A 16,728-nucleotide genomic window follows, 5' to 3' on the forward strand; every position below is an offset into this window, starting at 1 on the left:
CTCACTGTTTGCTAACGATGCCATTAATTTCCCTGCATTTTCAGGTACTATCGCTTTTTAGCCTGCAGGAATGATGGTCGAAGCGCTGATGATTACTATGCTGGATGTGGCCCGCAAAGCGGGCGTTTCTAAAGCCACCGTGTCGCGCGTGCTGGCGGGCAACCGCTATGTCAGCAAATCCACGCAGCAGAAAGTGTTTCAGGCGATTGAAGAAACCGGCTACCGCCCGAATCTGCTGGCGCGCAGTCTGGCGACGCAAAAATCGCAGAATATCGGCCTGATCGTCACCCATTCGCTGTTTAACGGCCCCTATTTCAGCGAGCTGCTGTACCAGACGGCCACGCTGACCAATAACTATGGCCGCCAGCTGATCCTCGCCGATGGCAAAACCAGCGCTGACGATGAGCGCGCGGCAATTGAGTTTCTGCTCGATCTGCGCTGCGACGCCATCATTATCTACCCGCGTTTTCTCGACACCGCCGCGCTGGAAGCGATCATCGACCAGCACGATATCCCGATCATGGTGGTTAACCGCCGTCTGACGCAGCACGCGGCGAACTGCGTGTGGGCTTCGCACCAGCAAAATACCCGTGATGCGGTGAATTACCTGATTGCGCGCGGTCACCATGACATCGCGTTTATCACCGGACTGGCGGGATCGCCCACCGCCGACGCGCGTCTGGCTGGCTATCAGCAGGCGCTGGCCGATCATCAGTTGCCGTATGAAGCGGCGCGCGTACTGCCGGGCGCGTGGACACCGGAGAGTGGTCAGGCGGCGGCACGCCAGCTACTGAGTGCCGGCGTACCCTTCAGTGCGCTGATGGCCAGCAATGACGATATGGCGATTGGTGCCGCGCTGGCGCTGAATGCGGCGGGCAAACGGCTGCCGCAGGATGTATCGCTGATGGGCTTTGATGATATTCGCATGGCCGAATTTTTCCTGCCGCCTCTCACGACGGTTCACGTGCCGGTGGCGGAGATGATTCAGCACACGCTGGCACAGCTGGTGGCGATGCTCGAGGGCGAAGCGATTGCGCCCCTGCCGCCGTTCAGCGGACGGCTGATTGAGCGCGCCTCCGTGGCAGATGGACCATTTCGCCGCTCATAACGCCTGATCGCCGTCATCCTGCGTGACCAGCCACTGCTCCAGCTGCTGTAGCGTAGCAGCCTTAACACTCTCCTGCGGGCGCACCAGGTAATAGGTGTGCCGGCCACAGTCCAGCTGGTAATCCTCCATGGCGATCAGCGTGCCCGCCTTCAGCTCCGCTTCCACCAGCACGCGCTGCGCCAGCGCAATCCCCTGCCCTTCAATGGCGGCCTGATAGGCCAGCGCCGAACTTTCCATCTGCCGCCGGTGCGGCAGCGCGTCCATTTCCACGCCAAATGCTTCGCACCAGCGCTGCCAGTCATCAGGACGTCCGCGCACCAGCAGCAGGGTATGCTGCGCCAGCCCGGCCAGATGCATGCTGGCGCGCCGGTCAGCCGTCGGACGGCACACCGGCACCAGCACGTTTTTCACCAGCGGCGTGGCGTGCTGCTGCAGCCATGTACCGTCACCAAGCCGAATCGCCGCGTCGCAATCCACCGTATCGTCCCATTCCGACGCGGTCGTCAGGCGCACGTCAATCGCCGGATGCGCCAGCTGAAACTGTGCCAGCCGCGGAATCAGCCAGCGGGTGGCGAACGTGGTGAAGGAGTGCAGCCGGATGACCGTGCGGCCGGCATTGCGCTGCAGCGTGGCGCTCGCCTGGCGAATACCGTCGAGGTGCTGGCTGATTTGCAGAAAATAGGCATTGCCGGGCAGCGTCAGTACCAGCCCGCGCCCCTGACGCTGAAACAGCGCCGTGCCAAAGTACTCTTCCAGCAGACGAATCTGACGACTCACCGCGCCTGGCGTCACCGACAGGCCATCAGCCGCTGCCCGCACACTGCCGCTACGGGCGACATATTCAAACGCCAGCAAGGCATTCAGGGGTGGCAAATCACGCATCAGTTAACCGTTCAGTTTTTCTCAATGATGGAGCAATTTTAATCGATTGTGGCGAAAAGGCCAGACGCGCATCATTTCTGCACAGCGGCAGCCAGCCCGATAATGCTGACTGCCAGGTTGTCACATTGATTCTGACACTGGAGCACACTGGAATGATTAAAGTCACCAATCCTGCCGACGGCAGCCTCGTCGGCGAAGCACCGTTCATGCGCCACGACGAGGTCGCGGCCGCTATCGATCGCACCTGTGCCGCGTTTCCGGCATGGGCGGCAAAAAGCGCGAAACAGCGCAGCGACCTGCTGCGTGGCTGGTACGATCTGGTACGCGCCGATAAGCACCTGTTTGCTGAACTGATGGTCAGGGAGAACGGCAAATGCCTGAGCGAAGCGCTGGGCGAAATCGAGTACGGTCTCGGCTTCATTGAGTGGTATGCGGAAGAGGCCAAACGCGTCAACGGTGATACCCTGCCGTCGCACGATGCTAACGCCTCCGTGCTGGTGGTAAAAGAGCCGGTCGGCCCGACCGCGGCCATCACGCCGTGGAACTTCCCGTTTATGATGATCACCCGCAAAATTGCTACCGCGCTGGCCGCGGGCTGCACCATGATCATCAAACCGGCAGAAGAAACGCCGCTTACTGCGTATAAACTGCTGGAGTATGCACGTCAGGCCGGTATTCCCGCTGGCGTGTTTGAGATGGTGACCGGCGATCCGCAAGCCATCGGTGAAGCTTTTACCAGCGATACGCGCATCCACAAAATCTCCTTCACCGGATCAACCCGCGTCGGCAAACTGCTGGCGCAGCAGTGCGGGGCCACGCTGAAAAAGATGACCATGGAGCTGGGCGGCAACGCGCCGTTTATCGTGTTCGCCGACAGCCCGCTGGAAGAGAGCGTGGCCGGGCTGGTCAGCGCCAAACTGCGCAACTCCGGCCAGGTGTGTATTTCGCCTAACCGCATCTTTGTGCATGACGCGATTTACGATGCCTTTGTGCAGCAACTGGTGAAAACAGTCAGTGAGATCCGCGTCGATCAGGGTATGCAGCAGGAATTTGTGGTTGGTCCGCTGATTAACCGCATGGCGCTCGATAAAGTCACCGCGCTGGTGGATGATGCGGTAGCACAGGGGGCGACGCTGCGCCTCGGCGGTAAGCCACACGCGAAAGGCGGGCTGTTCTATGAGCCCACCATCCTGTGCGATCTGGACGCCTCGTTTGCCGTGCACAACACCGAGATTTTCGGACCGGTATTTGCCCTGTACCGTTTCAGTGATGAAGAGCAGGTGATTCGCTGCGCTAACGACACCGAATATGGTCTGGTGGCCTATGCGTGGACGCGTGACGTTGGCCGCGCTTTTCGCCTGTCGAAAAAACTGGAAGCCGGCATGGTGATCCTCAATTCCGGCTCGGTCGGTACGGCGTCAGTGCCGTTTGGCGGTATCAAGCACTCCGGCTACGGCCGCGAGGGCGGCCATTACGGTATTGAAGAGTATGTGCAGGTAAAATATGTGCTGATGGCGGGACAACACCGCTAATCACGCGGCTGGAGCGGCGGCGACCCAGCCGGGATGCCGCCGCACCGCGCGTTAGTATTCCACCTCCGCATCAGGCTGTGCGCCGTTATTGCGGATCAACTGCTGATACCAGAAAAAGCTCTTCTTGCGATAGCGCGCCAGATCGCGCAGATCGTGTTCATCGCGGTTAACGTAGATAAAGCCGTAACGTTTGCTGATGCCCTGATGGGTGCTGACCAGATCGATGGCCGACCACGGACAGTAGCCAAACAGCTCGACGCCATCGGCAATTGCCAGCCGCAGCTGGGCGATATGCTCACGCAGATAGGCGATGCGATAGTCGTCATACACTTTGTTGCCCGCCTCCAGCGTGTCGAACGCACCGAGACCGTTTTCTGTCACAATCAGCGGCAGGCGATAGCGTGCGTAGATCTCGCGCGCGGTAATGCGGAAACCGACCGGATCGATATACCAGCCAAACTGATTCTGCTGCAGATGCGGATTGTTGCAGCCGACGTACACCGATTTGTCGATGCCGGCCATCTGCTGGTCGGCCTGCTGCTTGCTGTTCAGCTCACCGCGCGCGACCTCAGGTATGTCAGCACTGACGGTGGCCGATGCATAATAGTTGAAGGCGATAAAGTCCGGCTGGCCGGCGGCGATGGTCGCCATATCCTCCGCCTCAATGTGCGGCAGCCAGCCGCGCTGCTGCAGAAACGCCCACACCACGTTGTTGTAATGGCCGTGCACCGCCAGGTCGAGGTAGAGCCAGTTGCGGATCGCTGAAAAGTTATCGGCGGCCAGCACATCTTCCGGTCTGGCGCTGGCGGCATAGATACAGGAGATGTTCGGTGCCGGGCCAATTTTGGCCTGCGGCAAGCGCTGGTGACAGGCAATCATCGCTTTGGCCTGCGCCAGCATCATATGGTGGTTCTGCTGATACAGCGTCTTCTGCGCATCCACCGTGCCGGCCGGCAGCGTGCCAATCACCTCACCTTTGAGGATCATCATGTTCTGTTCATTGATGGTCAGCCAGTATTTCACCCGGTCGCCATAGTGCTCGAAACAGGTGATGGCGAAGCGCTCAAAAGCGGCCACGGTGCGCCGGTTTGACCAGCCGCCATCCTGCTGCAGCGCCCATGGCAGGTCAAAGTGATAGAGCGTGACCAGCGGCTCAATGCCGTGGCGGCAAATTTCATCAATCAGCTGCTGATAAAACGCAACGCCCGCCGGATTCAGCTCGCCGTCACCCTGCGGATAGATGCGGCTCCAGGCGATGGAGAAGCGATAGGTTTTCAGGCCAAGCTCCGCCAGCAGCGCGATATCTTCCCGGAAGCGATGATAGTGATCGCTGGTGACGGTGAAATCCGTCATCCCCTCAGGAAAATGGCCTTTATCGATCACCGACGGCCCTTTGCCGTCTTCGTTCCAGGCGCCCTCAACCTGATACGCCGAGGTTGAAGCGCCCCACAGAAAGCCGTGCGGAAACGCACCGGGGTTAGGATGTTGCATACTGCCTCCTTGTTAGTCCGCAGCCAGCTCGCGCCGCAGCTGGATGATCTCTTCCGCCAGTTCACGGCACAGCATGGCGTTCATCAGATGATCCTGCGCATGCACCATGATCAGATTGACCGGAATTTTGCCGCAGCCTTCGTCGGCACCGATCAATTCGGTCTGGATACGGTGCGCGGCTCTGGCCGCCTCGCTGGCTTCGCTCAGCAACGCATCGGCGCGTGGCCACTCTTTGCGCCGCGCAGCGCGCAGCGCCTCCATCGAGCAGGAGCGCGCTTCTCCCGCCTGAATAATCAGTTCCATGACCGTGCTCTCATCAATTTCCATCATGCCTCCTTAACCGGTTGCGCTGCGGCGGCCTGCTCAAGCTCCTGCTGCAGCAATTGCCGCTCATAAATTTTGAAAAACGGGTAGTAAATCAGCGTGGCGATGGTTACCAGCACGGCAATCAGCACGATGACGCGCCAGTCCCAGCCGGTCGACCAGGCCGCCCCGATCGGTGCCGGCGTGGTCCAGGGGGCCAGCGACACCACGTGGTTAATCAGGTGGGTTTTGGTGGCTGTCCAGGCGAGCGTGGCGTTGACTAACGGCGCGCAGATAAACGGAATGAACAGAATCGGATTCATCACCACCGGCGAACCGAAGATGACCGGCTCGTTGATGTTGAACATGCTGGGCACAATGCTCAGCTTGCCAATCGAGCGCAGATGCGCCGAGCGGCTGCGCAGGTAGAGCAGCACCAGTCCCATGGTGGAACCGGAGCCGCCAATAACGATGAAAAACTGCCAGAACGGCTCGATAAACACGTGCGTGATCGGCTCACCGGCGTTGAGCGCCTGCTGGTTGAGGCCAAGGTTAGTCAGCCAGAACGCCTGCAGAATGCCGCCGACAATCACCGCACCGTGAATGCCAGCGAACCACAGCATGTGGCACAGCAGCACCGCCACCAGCACCGCCGGTAACGAATCCGAGGCGGAGATAATCGGTGCGAACAGCGCCATGATCGCCTGCGGCAGCAGCAGGCCAAACTGCGCCTGCACCCACAGGCTGAGCGGAAACAGCGTGATGAAGATGGCGATGATCGGGATCAGCAGATCGAACGACTGACGAATTTTGGGCGGCACCTGCTCCGGCAGCTTAAAGCCGATGTTGTGCTTTTGCAGGAAGTGCATCAGCTCAGTGGCGAACAGCGCCACCAGAATCGCGGTGAAAATGCCCTCGCCGCCGAGTGAGCCAACCGGCAGCGTGCCGTTGCTCTGGGGGGCGGCCACCACCAGAAACGCCATCAGCGCCAGGCTGGCCGCCATAAAGCCGTTCATTTTGTAGCTGTTCGCCAGGTTATAGGCGATGGCGCTGGCGATATACAGCGCCATGATGCCCATGGTCATGTTATACGGCATCATGATTTGCGCTTCATGCGCGCGCACCATACCGAGCCACCACTGGGCAAACGCCCATGAGCTGTCAGCTGAGAACGGCGGATGGGCAAACAGCAGCATAAATGAGCCCACAATCAGAAACGGCATCGAGGCGATAAATCCATCGCGGATGGCGATCACATGGCGCTGGCTGGAGAGGCGTCCGGCCAGCGGGCTGATGCGGTTTTCAATCACACCAAATAACGATTCGCTTATGCTGCTCATCGGCGAGCTCCTTGCATCAGGCAACAACAGAATAAGCCTGTGCATTGGCGCACAGGCGTAAACAATTATTTTATTTTCGGAACAATCGTCAGGCGTGAATCAGCTTTAGCGAATCATCTAATATTTTCGCGCCATTCATCATGCCGTAATCCATGCTATTAATCACAGTGATAGGCTTATTTAGCTGCTGCGCCAGCGGCTGGAAGTCCGCCAGTTTGTATTTAATCTGCGGCCCGAGCAGGCAACAGTCAAAGTTCGCGATCTGATCGTTAAACTCTTCAATGCCAACGGCTTTTATCTCAACCTCGACGCCCTTCTCTTTGGCGGCCTTCTCCATTTTCTGCACCACCATGCTGGTGGACATCCCGGCGGCGCAGCAGAGTAGAATCTTTGGCATCATTCAATCCTCAGTGTGGGGTTTAATTAACGAATACCCGCGCTAAAGATTTTCTGCAACCGGTTTCAGATTTGCGTTACGGATCTGTGAGAAATATCAAAAAGCGCGCTGCAAATTTAATCGGGATGCAATAATAAACGGAAGAGATTATGTGAAAGTCGGGGAACGGTGGCGCGGCCAGACACAGCGCGCCACCGGGGCAGAACGTCAGGAGATGGCGGAATCTTTTTGCTTGTCGGCTTCGAAGTGTGCCTTGAACTGTTCGTAGATGGAGATCATATTGGAGGCATCGCCGTGCAGCGGGCTCAGTTTACCGGCGCGCACCAGTTCGATGACCAGTTGCAGGGCGGCCTGTTTTGGGCTGCTGGCCGGATGGGCAATTTCATGAGACATCAGATATCACTCCTTATTGTTGTCAGTGCCGCACAGTTTAGCCCAGATTGTGCTGCTAATGGGCGCGGCGCTGGTTATCATCATTCTGTTCGGACAAAAAAGCCGCTCAGGCTGTTCATTGACGCCTGAGGCGTTTAGCTATACTGGATCAAAAAAAGGAACACACAGCCACGCATTCCGTACCACGGGAATGGTGCAGAAGGAGGCGGTTATGTTGATTGGTTTTGTCTTGTTAGTGAGCGCCTGCGGCCACGATGCCTGTGATGCCCTGCCGGTGTCGGAGCGGATTTACCCCACGAAAGTGGCCTGCGAACAGATGGCCGATCGCATCCATAAAGTCCGGCCGAACGTGGTGCTGCTTTGTGGGGAAGTGCACCGTTAATTCGGTGCCAGTGCGTCATCAATTGCATAAAAAACAGCCAGACGGCATTGCAACCTGGGCCCGCAGCGTTCAAAATATAAGCTGCTTTACACTATTACAGTTGTGAATCCCATGAAAAAAACTCGCCCCCGTCGTCCCAACGGACGCTGGGTTTATTACATTTTGTATGACGGCATTCTCTGGCCCTGTCCGGTGCGCTGGGAGTGGGAGAGCGGCTTCGGCGGCTGGCTGCCGTTTTACTATTCGCCCACCTTTGAATTTGTCGCGGGCGATCCGCGCAAGGCCTACCGCATTGCGCGCAGCAGCGTGCGCAATCTGCGCCAGCATGAGCATGACGGCGAATATGCCTGAGGCGTCAGAACTGCCACGGCAGCCACGAGGCTGTCAGCAGGTAGTGCACCAGTTCCAGCACCAGAATAATCATCACCAGCACCCCGAGCTTGTGGCGGCATACCCAATCCTTTAGCCCCATATCATCGCCGCCCAGCGAATCAGCATCAGCGCGCCGCAGATGCACAGCAACACCACAATCATCTTCCAGTGTTTTGTCGCAGCCAGTTTTTTTGCCACGTTTCCTCCAGACAGCAGAAAGCAACGATGCGCCCGCAGGCGCATCGCATAGTCTACCGCTGGTCACCCGTGAGGGCGATTAATTATTCAGCGTATAGTCGAGGGTGATTTCGGCATTCAGCACCTGAGACACCGGGCAGCCGGCTTTGGCTTTCTGAATGATTTCATCAAATTTGGCATCATCGATGCCCGGCAGCGCAATGGTGCTGTTGAGGGCAATTTTGGTGATGGCGAAGCCGTCGCCCTTTTTGTCCAGTGAAACATCGGCGGTGGTGTCGATGCTTTTCGGTGGATGACCGGCCTGGCCCAGCATCAGCGACAGCGCCATGGAGAAGCAGGCGGCGTGTGCCGCGCCAATCAGCTCTTCCGGATTGGTGCCCTTCTCGCCTTCAAAACGGGTATTAAAACCGTATGGCTGGTTGCTGAGCACGCCGCTTTCAGTGCTAACCGTACCTTTGCCTTTGATGTCGCCTTCCCAATGGGCCGATCCTTTCTTATGAATGGTCATGTCATTCCTCCTGTTAGTCAGACAGCTATTCAGTATAGACAAGAGCCGGCGCTTTGCCTGGCTTAGCGCACCGCGTGCGGGCGCGCCGGGCTGAGTCCGGCTTCGCTCAGCAGCGCATTCGCCTGCACCAGCGAATCCTGGGTGATGTCCGCAATGGTTTTCGCGCCGGTCAGCGTCATCGCCACCCTCATCTCTTTCTCAACCAGACTCAGCAGATTCTCCACGCCGCGCTGGCCGTGCGTCGCCAGCGCATAGATGAACGCGCGTCCCAGCAGCACGCTGTCAGCCCCCAGCGCGATCATGCGCACCACATCCAGCCCGTTACGAATACCGCTGTCGGCCAGAATGGTGATGTCGCCCTTTACCGCGTCGGCGATGGCCGGCAGCGCGCGCGCCGACGACAGCACGCCATCCAGCTGACGTCCGCCGTGGTTGGAGACTACGATGCCATCGGCGCCAAATCGCACCGCATCGCGCGCATCTTCCGGGTCGAGAATGCCTTTGATCACCATCGGCCCTTCCCAGAATTCGCGAATCCACTCCAGATCCTGCCACGAGATCGACGGGTCGAAATTGTTGGCCAGCCAGCCGATATAATCTTCCAGTCCGGTAGGATTACCGAGGTACGTTGAGATATTGCCGAGATCGTGCGGACGCCCGTGCAGCCCGACGTCCCATGCCCACTGCGGATGGGTGACCGCCTGCCAGTAACGGCGCAGCGAGGCATGCGGGCCGCTCATGCCGGAGTGCGCATCGCGGTAGCGCGCGCCCGGCGTCGGCATATCGACGGTGAACACCAGCGTCGAGCAGCCTGCCGCTTTGGCCCGCTCCAGCGCGTTGCGCATAAAGCCGCGATCGCGCAGCACATACAGCTGAAACCACATCGGACGGTTAATCGCCGGTGCCACCTCTTCTATCGGGCACAGCGACACCGTCGACAGGGTAAATGGAATACCGCGATTCGCTGCTGCGCGCGCCGCCTGCACTTCACCGCGTCGCGCGTACATGCCGCACAGGCCGACCGGCGCCAGCGCCACCGGCATCGACAGCGTTTCATTGAACAGCCGCGTTTCCAGGCTCAGCTCAGCCATGTTTTTCAGCACGCGCTGACGCAGCGCCACGTCAGAGAGATCGGCCACGTTGCGCTTCAGGGTATGTTCTGCGTAGGCCCCGCCGTCCAGATAGTGAAACAGGAATGGCGGCAGGATACGTTGCGCCGCGGCGCGATAGTCACTGGCAGCAGAAATAATCATCAATTGTCTTCCTTACGGGTAGCCTGCGTGGCGCCCGGTAGCCGCGTGATGCGGGCCTGGCGCGCTTCGTCTTCATGCAGCGTTTTCATGGTGGTGTGAACAAAGCCGAGGTGATCCATCGCCGCCTGGCGCGCCGCGTCGGCGTCGCCCGCCATCACCGCGTCGAACATAGCCTGATGCTGGGCGTTGAGCTGGTTGAAAATCACCGGCTGGGTGTACATACGCTGGCGGCTGTGCAGCACGGAGGATTGCAGCAGATCGAAAAATCCGCGCATGGTCTGCAGCAGCACCAGATTATGCGAGGCTTCGGCAATGGCGAGGTGGAAGCGCAGATCCGCCTGCGCGGCCAGTTCGGGATCGTCGCAGTCGTTCATTTGTATCAGCGCGTCAAAGGCATAGCGCAGCCGCTCTTTATCCGCCTCGGTGGCGCGCTGCGCGGCGTGCCAGGCGGTGCTGGCCTCAATCGCGTGGCGCGCCTCAAGAATATCCCAGCGGTAGTCAGGATCGGCGGCCAGCAACTGACGAATCGGCTCGACGATGCGCTGTTCTGACCACGGCTCCTGCGGCTCGCACAGCCAGGTGCCGCCGCCGCGTTTACTGATCAGCACACCGCTGCTGATCAGCTGCTGGATGGCCTCACGCACCGACGAGCGCGACGCGCCGAAGCGGGCGGCCAGCGCACGCTCCGAGGGTAAACGCATGCCGGGTTTCAGCTGATGCTCTTCAATCCAGGCGCCAAGACGCGCGCGCAGCGTATCCGCCAGCCGCGGTGTGGGTTCAGTCATGGAATCATCCAGGTAAAGACATACGCCTGCAGCGTGGTGATCACGCCGACCATACAGGTAAAAATCAGGCTGTGTTTAACGGTAAACCGGAACAGATCGGACTCGCGCCCCACCAGCCCCACGGCGGCGCAGGCGATGGCGATCGACTGCGGCGAAATCATTTTACCGGTGACGCCACCGGTGGTATTGGCGGCCACCAGCAGCACATCCGACACTCCAATCTGCTGTGCGGTGGTCGCCTGCAGCGCGGCGAACAGCGCGTTGGAAGAGGTATCGGAGCCGGTCAGAAAGACGCCCAGCCAGCCGAGGAACGGCGAGAAGAAGGTGAAGGCCTGGCCGGTGTGCGCCAGCGCCAGGGCCAGCGTGGCCGACAGCCCGGAGTAGTTTGAGATGAACGCAAAGGCCAGCACCATGCCGATGGAATAGATCGGCAGCGCCAGTTCCTTCAGGGTTTCGCCAAAGGTGCGCAGCGCCGCCGCCGGCTTCATACGCAGGAAAATCACCGAAATCACCGCCGCCAGCAGAATCGCAGTGCCGGTGGCGGAGACCACGTCAAATTTGAACAGCGCCGCATACGGCGTTGCTGCGCTCACTACCGGCGGCATGCGTGCCACCAGCTCGTGCAGCAGCGGCACTGGCACGCTAAACACCCAGTCATACAGCGCGCCGCCTTTAGCGAACAGCGCTTTAAACGGCGGAATACTCCACAGCGTTACGGTCGCGGTAAGGAACAGGAACGGCATCCAGGCACGCACAATCTGCCCCAGCGTGTAGCGTTGCGTCCCTGAGGGCGCAGCCTCTGGCGCGGGCTCTTTAAAGCGGAAGATGCGCACCGGCTGCCAGCGGCGCAGAAACAGCGTCAGGCAGATCAGCGAAGCCAGCGACGAAATGATGTCCGGCAGCTCCGGGCCAAGGAAGTTAGAGCTGAGGTACTGGGCGATGGCAAACGAGCCGCCGGCCACCATCACCGCCGGCCAGGTCTCTTTGATGCCGCGCCAGCCATCCATGATCGCCATGATCCAGAACAGCACGATGAGGGTGAGAAACGGCAGCTGGCGTCCCGCCATCTGGCCAATCTGGAAGCTGTCCAGCCCGGTGACCTGACCGGCGACGATGATCGGAATCCCCATCGCGCCGAATGCCACCGGCGCGGTATTGACGATCAGGCACAGGCCGGCGGCATAGAGCGGATTAAAGCCCAGCCCGACCAGCAGTGCGGCGGTGATCGCCACCGGTGCCCCAAAGCCTGCCGCGCCCTCTAAAAACGCGCCAAACGAGAAGCCGACGATCAGCATCTGCAAACGCTGGTCTGGCGTGATGGAGAGAATCGAGGCGCGAATGATATCGAACTGGCCGGTTTTCACCGAGATCTTGTAGACAAACACCGCCGCCACGATGATGCAGGCAATCGGCCACAGGCCGTATAAAAAACCATACGCCACCGACGCCAGCGCCTGGGGCACCGGCATGCCGTACAGCAGCAGCGCCACCAGCAGCGCCAGCACCACGGTGATCGTACCGGCCTGATAGCCCTTCAGCTTGAGCTTAATCAGCGCGAAGAAGAAAAAAACAATCGGGATCACCGCCACCAGGCTGGATAGCCACAAATTGTTGAGCGGATCGTAGTTTTGTTGCCACACCTGCATGCCGTTTCTCCAGAGGTCACCAGAGGGATGCGGCGCATCGGCAAAAGCAGGCGTGCGCCGCAGATTGTTGCCCGGTTCCGCACCACAATTGGTAGGACCACATTGCGGCTGACGGGCTTTCTGGCTCCAGATAGTTAATGCATTGTTAACCCAAAGCAACGCGGCAGGCGTGATTTTTCGTGTTATGTGACCATGTGGCTACATTTATATAACATTGGTAGGACCAATCAGCGCGCTGCCGCACCAAAGGCGCGCGCATAGCTGCGCGGATGAAAACGCAGATTGAGTCCGATCAACCCCAGCGTCACGATGCCCTGCATCAGCCAGACGCTGGCAAAGCTGTGGGTGAGCACCTGCAACTGACCGGCAATAAACGGCATGCAGCCGGCGATGATGAATCCTGCGCCCTGCATGAAGGCCACCAGCCGCGCGCCTGCCTGCGGCTGCGGCAGATGATCGAGCGCCAGCACCATCGCCAGCGGGAACGCGGCACCGAGACCGAAGCCGGCGATAGCGGCCCACAGCCACGGCGCCAGCAGCGGCGCAAAAAGAAACCCGCTCATTCCGGCCAGCTGACACAGCAGACTGACAATCAGCTGCGGACGGCGATCGGCACCGCGCGCCAGCAGCGGCATCAGCAGCGCGCCGGCAACCTGGCTCAGAATCATCACGCCCAGCAGCGAGCCGCCGGCCTGCGCCGACCAGCCCAGCCGGTGATACGCATCCGGCAGCCAGGCAACACAGGTGGCATAGCCGCCGTTGACCAGGCCAAAGCTCAGCGCCAGCGACCAGGCGCGCGGCTTACGCCACAGCGGCGGCAGCGTTACCTGCGCGGCATCCGGCGCGGCAGGCACGCGCACCCGTAGCCACAGCAGGATAGCCAGCAGCACTGGCAGCACCCAGCCGCTGAGCGCCAGCGGTACGCCAAGCTGCGCGCTGAGCCACGGCGACAGCGCCGCGCCCAGTCCACCGCCGCCCATCAGCGCGCCCGCCCACAGCCCGGTGACCGCCGCGCTGCGCCGGCTAAAACGCTGTCGAATCAGTCCCGGCATCGCCATCTGCACCACGCCGACGCCGATGCCGGCAAACAGCGCGCTGAGCACCAGCCCGCTGCCGCTGTCGATCACGCCGCGCGCCGCCAGTGCCAGCAGCAATAGCGTCAACCCGGCCAGCAGTAAGGGCTTTAAGGCCACGCGCTGCATCAGCCTGGCGCTGAACAGCGCCACCGCGCCCATCATCACCATCGGCACCGCCGGCAGCAGCGAGGCGGCCAGCCCTGACAGATGCAGGCTGTGGCGCAGCTGGCCCAGCAGCGGACTGACCGAGGTCAGCAGCGGGCGCATGTTCAGCCCGGCCAGCACCAGCGCAGCCAGCGTTAACGTATTGGCATGTCGGTTCATAACCCATCCTGCTGTGAAAAGGTTGTCAGCATCGCAGCAGACAGTACTATTTGGAAATGAAATAACACCATGATGGGCAGTGGATAAATGAATCGTCAGCCAATGTTTACGCCGCAGCAGCTATTAAGCTTTGTGGCGGTGTGCGAGACCGCCAGCTTTACCCGCGCTGCCGAGCGTGTGCACCTGTCGCAGTCGACGGTCAGTCAGCAGGTGCGGCGGCTGGAAGAGATGGTGGGTAAAGCGCTGTTACAGCGCACCTCACATCAGGTGGCGCTGACCGAAGAGGGAGAAAAATTGCTCGGCTACGCGCGGCGCATCATCGCCCTTAACGGCGAAGCGCACGATGTGCTGAGCGATAAGTGGCGCGACGGCATTGTGCGCATTGGCGTGCCGGAGGATTTTGCCGCCCCGACCGCCAGCCTGCTGGCCGGATTCAGCCGACAGCATCCACAGCTGCGTCTTGACGTGATGAGCGGCATGTACGTCGATCTGCATCGCGCATGGCAGCGCGAAGAGCTGGATCTGATGCTGATCAAGCAGCCGGGCGGCGATCGCCCGCTGGCCGCCCGGCCCGAGCCGCTGCTGTGGCTGGACAGTGCTGAACATCCCTGCTTTGACCAGACGCCGCTGCCGCTGGTGGTGTTTCCGCAGCAGGGGCTGTATCGCGAAGATATGTGTCAGACACTGGATGCGCTCGGCCGCAGCTGGCGCATCAGCTACAGCAGCGCCAGTCTCGTGGCCCTCGCCAGCGCCAGCGCCGCTGGTCTCGGCCTGACGCTGCTGCCCGCCAGCTGCCGCCTGCCCGGTCACCGCGTGCTGGGCAGCGCTGAGGGTTTACCGGTGATCAGCCATTTTGAGCTGGCGCTGTTCTGCCGTAAGCCGCAGGATGCGCTGCAACAGGCGCTGGCCGCTGCGCTGGTGCAATTCTGCCAGCTACAGTGGCAGTGATTTTTCCACTGCCTGGCAGTGGGAAATATCGCAGCGCGGCGGCGTCGGTTTTGCCAGATTAGGTTTTTTCCTTTTGCCTGGAGTTTCCGATGCCTCTGACCGCTTCCAGCCGCCGTGATTTCCTCAGCCACGGCGTGCGCCTTACTGCCGCAGGCAGCCTGATGATGGCTGGCATGAGCAGCGCCGCCCGTCCCGACACACCACCGGTCTCGTCCACCCCGCCGCCTGCCGTGGCGCACTATCAGCTGCTGAATGTGCGCCTCGAAGAGGGATTTGAGCGCGACGGCGCGGAGATAGTCGCCACCCGCACTGCGCTGTACGACATCACCATTAAAGAAGGCAAGTTCAGCGCCATTAGCGCCGCCGGCCAGGCGCGCCAGCCTGCCCTGCCGCAGTGGGATGCCGGCGGTGCGCTGCTGTTACCGCGCACGCGGGACATGCACATCCATCTGGATAAAACCTTCTACGGCGGACCGTGGCAGGCACCGCGCCCGCGGCAGGGCAAGACCATCATGGATATGATTGCGCGCGAGCAGGTGCTGATTCCCCAGCTGCTGCCAACCTCGCAGGCGCGCGCCGAAGCGCTGATTGGCCTGCTGCAAAGTAAAGGCAGCACCGAAGCGCGCAGCCACTGCAACATCGATCCAGTCAGTGGCCTGAAAAGTCTCGAACATCTGCAGCTGGCGCTGGCCAACCATCCGGCGTTTCGCTGTGAGATCGTCGCCTTTCCGCAGCATGGTTTGCTGCATTCTCAGGTCGATGGTCTGATGCGCGAGGCGATGCAGCTCGGCGTGCAGTATGTCGGTGGGCTGGATCCCACTAACGTGGATGGTGCCATGCAGGCTTCACTTGATGCGATGTTCCGCATCGCGCTCGATTACGATCGCGGCGTGGACATTCATCTGCATGAGACCAGCGCCGCCGGCGTGGCAGCCATTCAGTACATGATCGCCACCATCGCCCGTAATCCACAGCTGAAAGGCAAAGTGACGCTGAGCCACGGTTTCGCGCTCGCCACGCTGGAAGGTAAGGCGCTGGATGAGATTATCGCCGGCATGGCCGAACAGCAGATGAGCGTGGCGTCAACGATTCCGATTGGCAAGCTGACGATGCCATTGCCGCAGCTGCAGGCAGCGGGCGTGACAGTGATGACCGGCACCGACAGCGTGATCGATCACTGGTCGCCGTTCGGTACCGGCAGCATGCTGGAGAAAGCCAATCTGTATGCCCAGCTGTATCGCGGATCGGATGAGTTTGGCCTGAGCCGCGCGCTGCATATCGCCACCGGCGGCATTCTGCCGCTTGCCAACAGCGGTGCGCGCCAGTGGCCACAGCTGCAGGATGAAGCCAGTATGATGCTGGTCGACGCCAGCTGCTCGGCGGAAGCCGTGGCGCGCATTGCGCCGGTGCGCGCTACGTTCCAGCGCGGCACGCCGGTATTCAGCGCCTGAAGGCGCATCGCAGCCAGCACCAGCACGCCAGACCCGGCCAGAAAAAAGCCTCCCGCAGGAGGCTTTGGAAGGTGACACCGGCGCGGCAAGCCCGATGATAATGCTGGATTTAAGACAACATCTGAATCGCCAGCGCATACAGGCGCTGGTGCTCATCGTCATTAACAGGCTCTTCTTCCGCATAACAGGCAATCATGGAGCTGACTTTATCGGAGGATAACGTCTCTCCATGCAGATGCAGCGTTAGCACGGCGCGGCCGACGATTTTCAGAACGTCTTCGTTTTGTCCCTGGACATAGTGACTCAATGAGGTGACCTCTGAAGTAATTATTAATTGCC

Annotated in this window: 19 protein-coding genes; 6 read left to right on the plus strand and 13 right to left on the minus strand. The window is 60.4% G+C overall.

Annotated features, from left to right (window positions below):
- The first annotated feature begins 88 nt into the window (after positions 1-88).
- On the plus strand, positions 89-1,108 hold the full coding sequence (locus C1Y43_RS18020; protein WP_146068673.1) for a LacI family DNA-binding transcriptional regulator: 1,020 nt from the start codon (positions 89-91) through the stop codon (positions 1,106-1,108).
- Here the strand turns inward: C1Y43_RS18020 and C1Y43_RS18025 are convergent.
- On the minus strand, positions 1,103-1,990 hold the full coding sequence (locus tag C1Y43_RS18025) for a LysR substrate-binding domain-containing protein (RefSeq protein ID WP_021507243.1): 888 nt from the start codon (positions 1,988-1,990) through the stop codon (positions 1,103-1,105). The genes C1Y43_RS18020 and C1Y43_RS18025 overlap by 6 nt on opposite strands.
- Before the next feature lie 152 nt (positions 1,991-2,142).
- Between C1Y43_RS18025 and C1Y43_RS18030 the strand changes: the two genes are divergently transcribed.
- Positions 2,143-3,522 (plus strand): NAD-dependent succinate-semialdehyde dehydrogenase, encoded by a 1,380-nt coding sequence (locus C1Y43_RS18030; RefSeq protein ID WP_021507244.1) that lies wholly within the window; start codon positions 2,143-2,145, stop codon positions 3,520-3,522.
- Between the two features lie 51 nt (positions 3,523-3,573).
- On the opposite strand, the gene C1Y43_RS18035 is transcribed toward C1Y43_RS18030, so the two are convergent.
- The 5 genes from C1Y43_RS18035 to C1Y43_RS18055 all read right to left on the minus strand — a co-directional run bounded on the left by C1Y43_RS18035 (position 3,574) and on the right by C1Y43_RS18055 (position 7,446).
- On the minus strand, positions 3,574-5,013 hold the full coding sequence (locus C1Y43_RS18035) for a glycoside hydrolase family 1 protein (RefSeq protein ID WP_021507245.1): 1,440 nt from the start codon (positions 5,011-5,013) through the stop codon (positions 3,574-3,576).
- Positions 5,014-5,025: 12 nt separating this feature from the next.
- Positions 5,026-5,340, minus strand: coding sequence for a PTS lactose/cellobiose transporter subunit IIA (locus C1Y43_RS18040; protein ID WP_010618140.1), 315 nt, complete (start codon positions 5,338-5,340; stop codon positions 5,026-5,028).
- Positions 5,340-6,656 carry a PTS sugar transporter subunit IIC gene (locus tag C1Y43_RS18045; RefSeq protein WP_021507246.1) on the minus strand — a complete coding sequence of 439 codons (1,317 nt, stop codon included), beginning with the start codon at positions 6,654-6,656 and terminating at the stop codon, positions 5,340-5,342. Before C1Y43_RS18045 ends, C1Y43_RS18040 begins: the two co-directional genes overlap by 1 nt.
- 88 nt (positions 6,657-6,744) lie before the next feature.
- Positions 6,745-7,053, minus strand: a complete 309-nt coding sequence (locus C1Y43_RS18050) for a PTS sugar transporter subunit IIB (RefSeq protein WP_031279665.1) — start codon at positions 7,051-7,053, stop codon at positions 6,745-6,747.
- A gap of 207 nt (positions 7,054-7,260) precedes the next feature.
- Positions 7,261-7,446: a hypothetical protein gene (locus C1Y43_RS18055; RefSeq protein ID WP_021507248.1), complete on the minus strand. Its 186-nt coding sequence runs from the start codon at positions 7,444-7,446 to the stop codon at positions 7,261-7,263.
- Positions 7,447-7,504: 58 nt separating this feature from the next.
- On the opposite strand from C1Y43_RS18055, the gene C1Y43_RS18060 reads away from it, so the two are divergent.
- Positions 7,505-7,828, plus strand: coding sequence for a hypothetical protein (locus C1Y43_RS18060; protein ID WP_127833729.1), 324 nt, complete (start codon positions 7,505-7,507; stop codon positions 7,826-7,828).
- Between the two features lie 111 nt (positions 7,829-7,939).
- The gene (locus C1Y43_RS18065) at positions 7,940-8,179 is read left to right on the plus strand and encodes a hypothetical protein (protein WP_021507249.1); all 240 of its coding nucleotides are present in this window, start codon (positions 7,940-7,942) and stop codon (positions 8,177-8,179) included.
- A 111-nt stretch (positions 8,180-8,290) separates the two neighbouring features.
- Here the strand turns inward: C1Y43_RS18065 and yniD are convergent, their stop codons facing one another.
- From yniD to C1Y43_RS18090, 6 genes are all read right to left on the minus strand, one after another.
- Positions 8,291-8,398 carry a small membrane protein YniD gene (gene yniD, locus C1Y43_RS24160; RefSeq protein WP_021507251.1) on the minus strand — a complete coding sequence of 36 codons (108 nt, stop codon included), beginning with the start codon at positions 8,396-8,398 and terminating at the stop codon, positions 8,291-8,293.
- A 79-nt stretch (positions 8,399-8,477) separates the two neighbouring features.
- Positions 8,478-8,906 carry an OsmC family protein gene (locus C1Y43_RS18070; protein ID WP_021313986.1) on the minus strand — a complete coding sequence of 143 codons (429 nt, stop codon included), beginning with the start codon at positions 8,904-8,906 and terminating at the stop codon, positions 8,478-8,480.
- Positions 8,907-8,968: 62 nt separating this feature from the next.
- Positions 8,969-10,159, minus strand: a complete 1,191-nt coding sequence (gene lldD, locus C1Y43_RS18075; RefSeq protein WP_021507252.1) for an FMN-dependent L-lactate dehydrogenase LldD — start codon at positions 10,157-10,159, stop codon at positions 8,969-8,971.
- Positions 10,159-10,944 carry a transcriptional regulator LldR gene (gene lldR / locus C1Y43_RS18080; RefSeq protein WP_104189137.1) on the minus strand — a complete coding sequence of 262 codons (786 nt, stop codon included), beginning with the start codon at positions 10,942-10,944 and terminating at the stop codon, positions 10,159-10,161. Before lldR ends, lldD begins: the two co-directional genes overlap by 1 nt.
- Positions 10,941-12,590: an L-lactate permease gene (lldP, locus tag C1Y43_RS18085; RefSeq protein WP_104189139.1), complete on the minus strand. Its 1,650-nt coding sequence runs from the start codon at positions 12,588-12,590 to the stop codon at positions 10,941-10,943. The genes lldR and lldP overlap by 4 nt, the downstream gene beginning before the upstream one ends.
- Positions 12,591-12,817: 227 nt before the next feature.
- Positions 12,818-13,990, minus strand: a complete 1,173-nt coding sequence (locus tag C1Y43_RS18090) for a cyanate transporter (protein WP_104189141.1) — start codon at positions 13,988-13,990, stop codon at positions 12,818-12,820.
- An 87-nt stretch (positions 13,991-14,077) separates the two neighbouring features.
- Between C1Y43_RS18090 and C1Y43_RS18095 the strand changes: the two genes are divergently transcribed.
- Together C1Y43_RS18095 and C1Y43_RS18100 are read left to right on the plus strand one after the other, a co-directional pair.
- Positions 14,078-14,938, plus strand: coding sequence for a LysR family transcriptional regulator (locus C1Y43_RS18095; protein ID WP_058757998.1), 861 nt, complete (start codon positions 14,078-14,080; stop codon positions 14,936-14,938).
- Positions 14,939-15,027: 89 nt separating this feature from the next.
- Entirely contained in the window at positions 15,028-16,389 is a 1,362-nt protein-coding gene (locus C1Y43_RS18100; protein ID WP_104189143.1) for an amidohydrolase family protein, read from the plus strand.
- Between the two features lie 109 nt (positions 16,390-16,498).
- Here C1Y43_RS18100 and C1Y43_RS18105 read toward each other — a convergent pair whose 3' ends face one another.
- Positions 16,499-16,696 (minus strand): hypothetical protein, encoded by a 198-nt coding sequence (locus C1Y43_RS18105; RefSeq protein WP_010618157.1) that lies wholly within the window; start codon positions 16,694-16,696, stop codon positions 16,499-16,501.
- Between the last annotated feature and the right edge of the window lie 32 nt (positions 16,697-16,728).

It is taken from the genome of Pantoea sp. ICBG 828 (assembly GCF_002928355.1).
Classification (GTDB): Bacteria; Pseudomonadota; Gammaproteobacteria; order Enterobacterales; family Enterobacteriaceae; genus Pantoea; species Pantoea dispersa.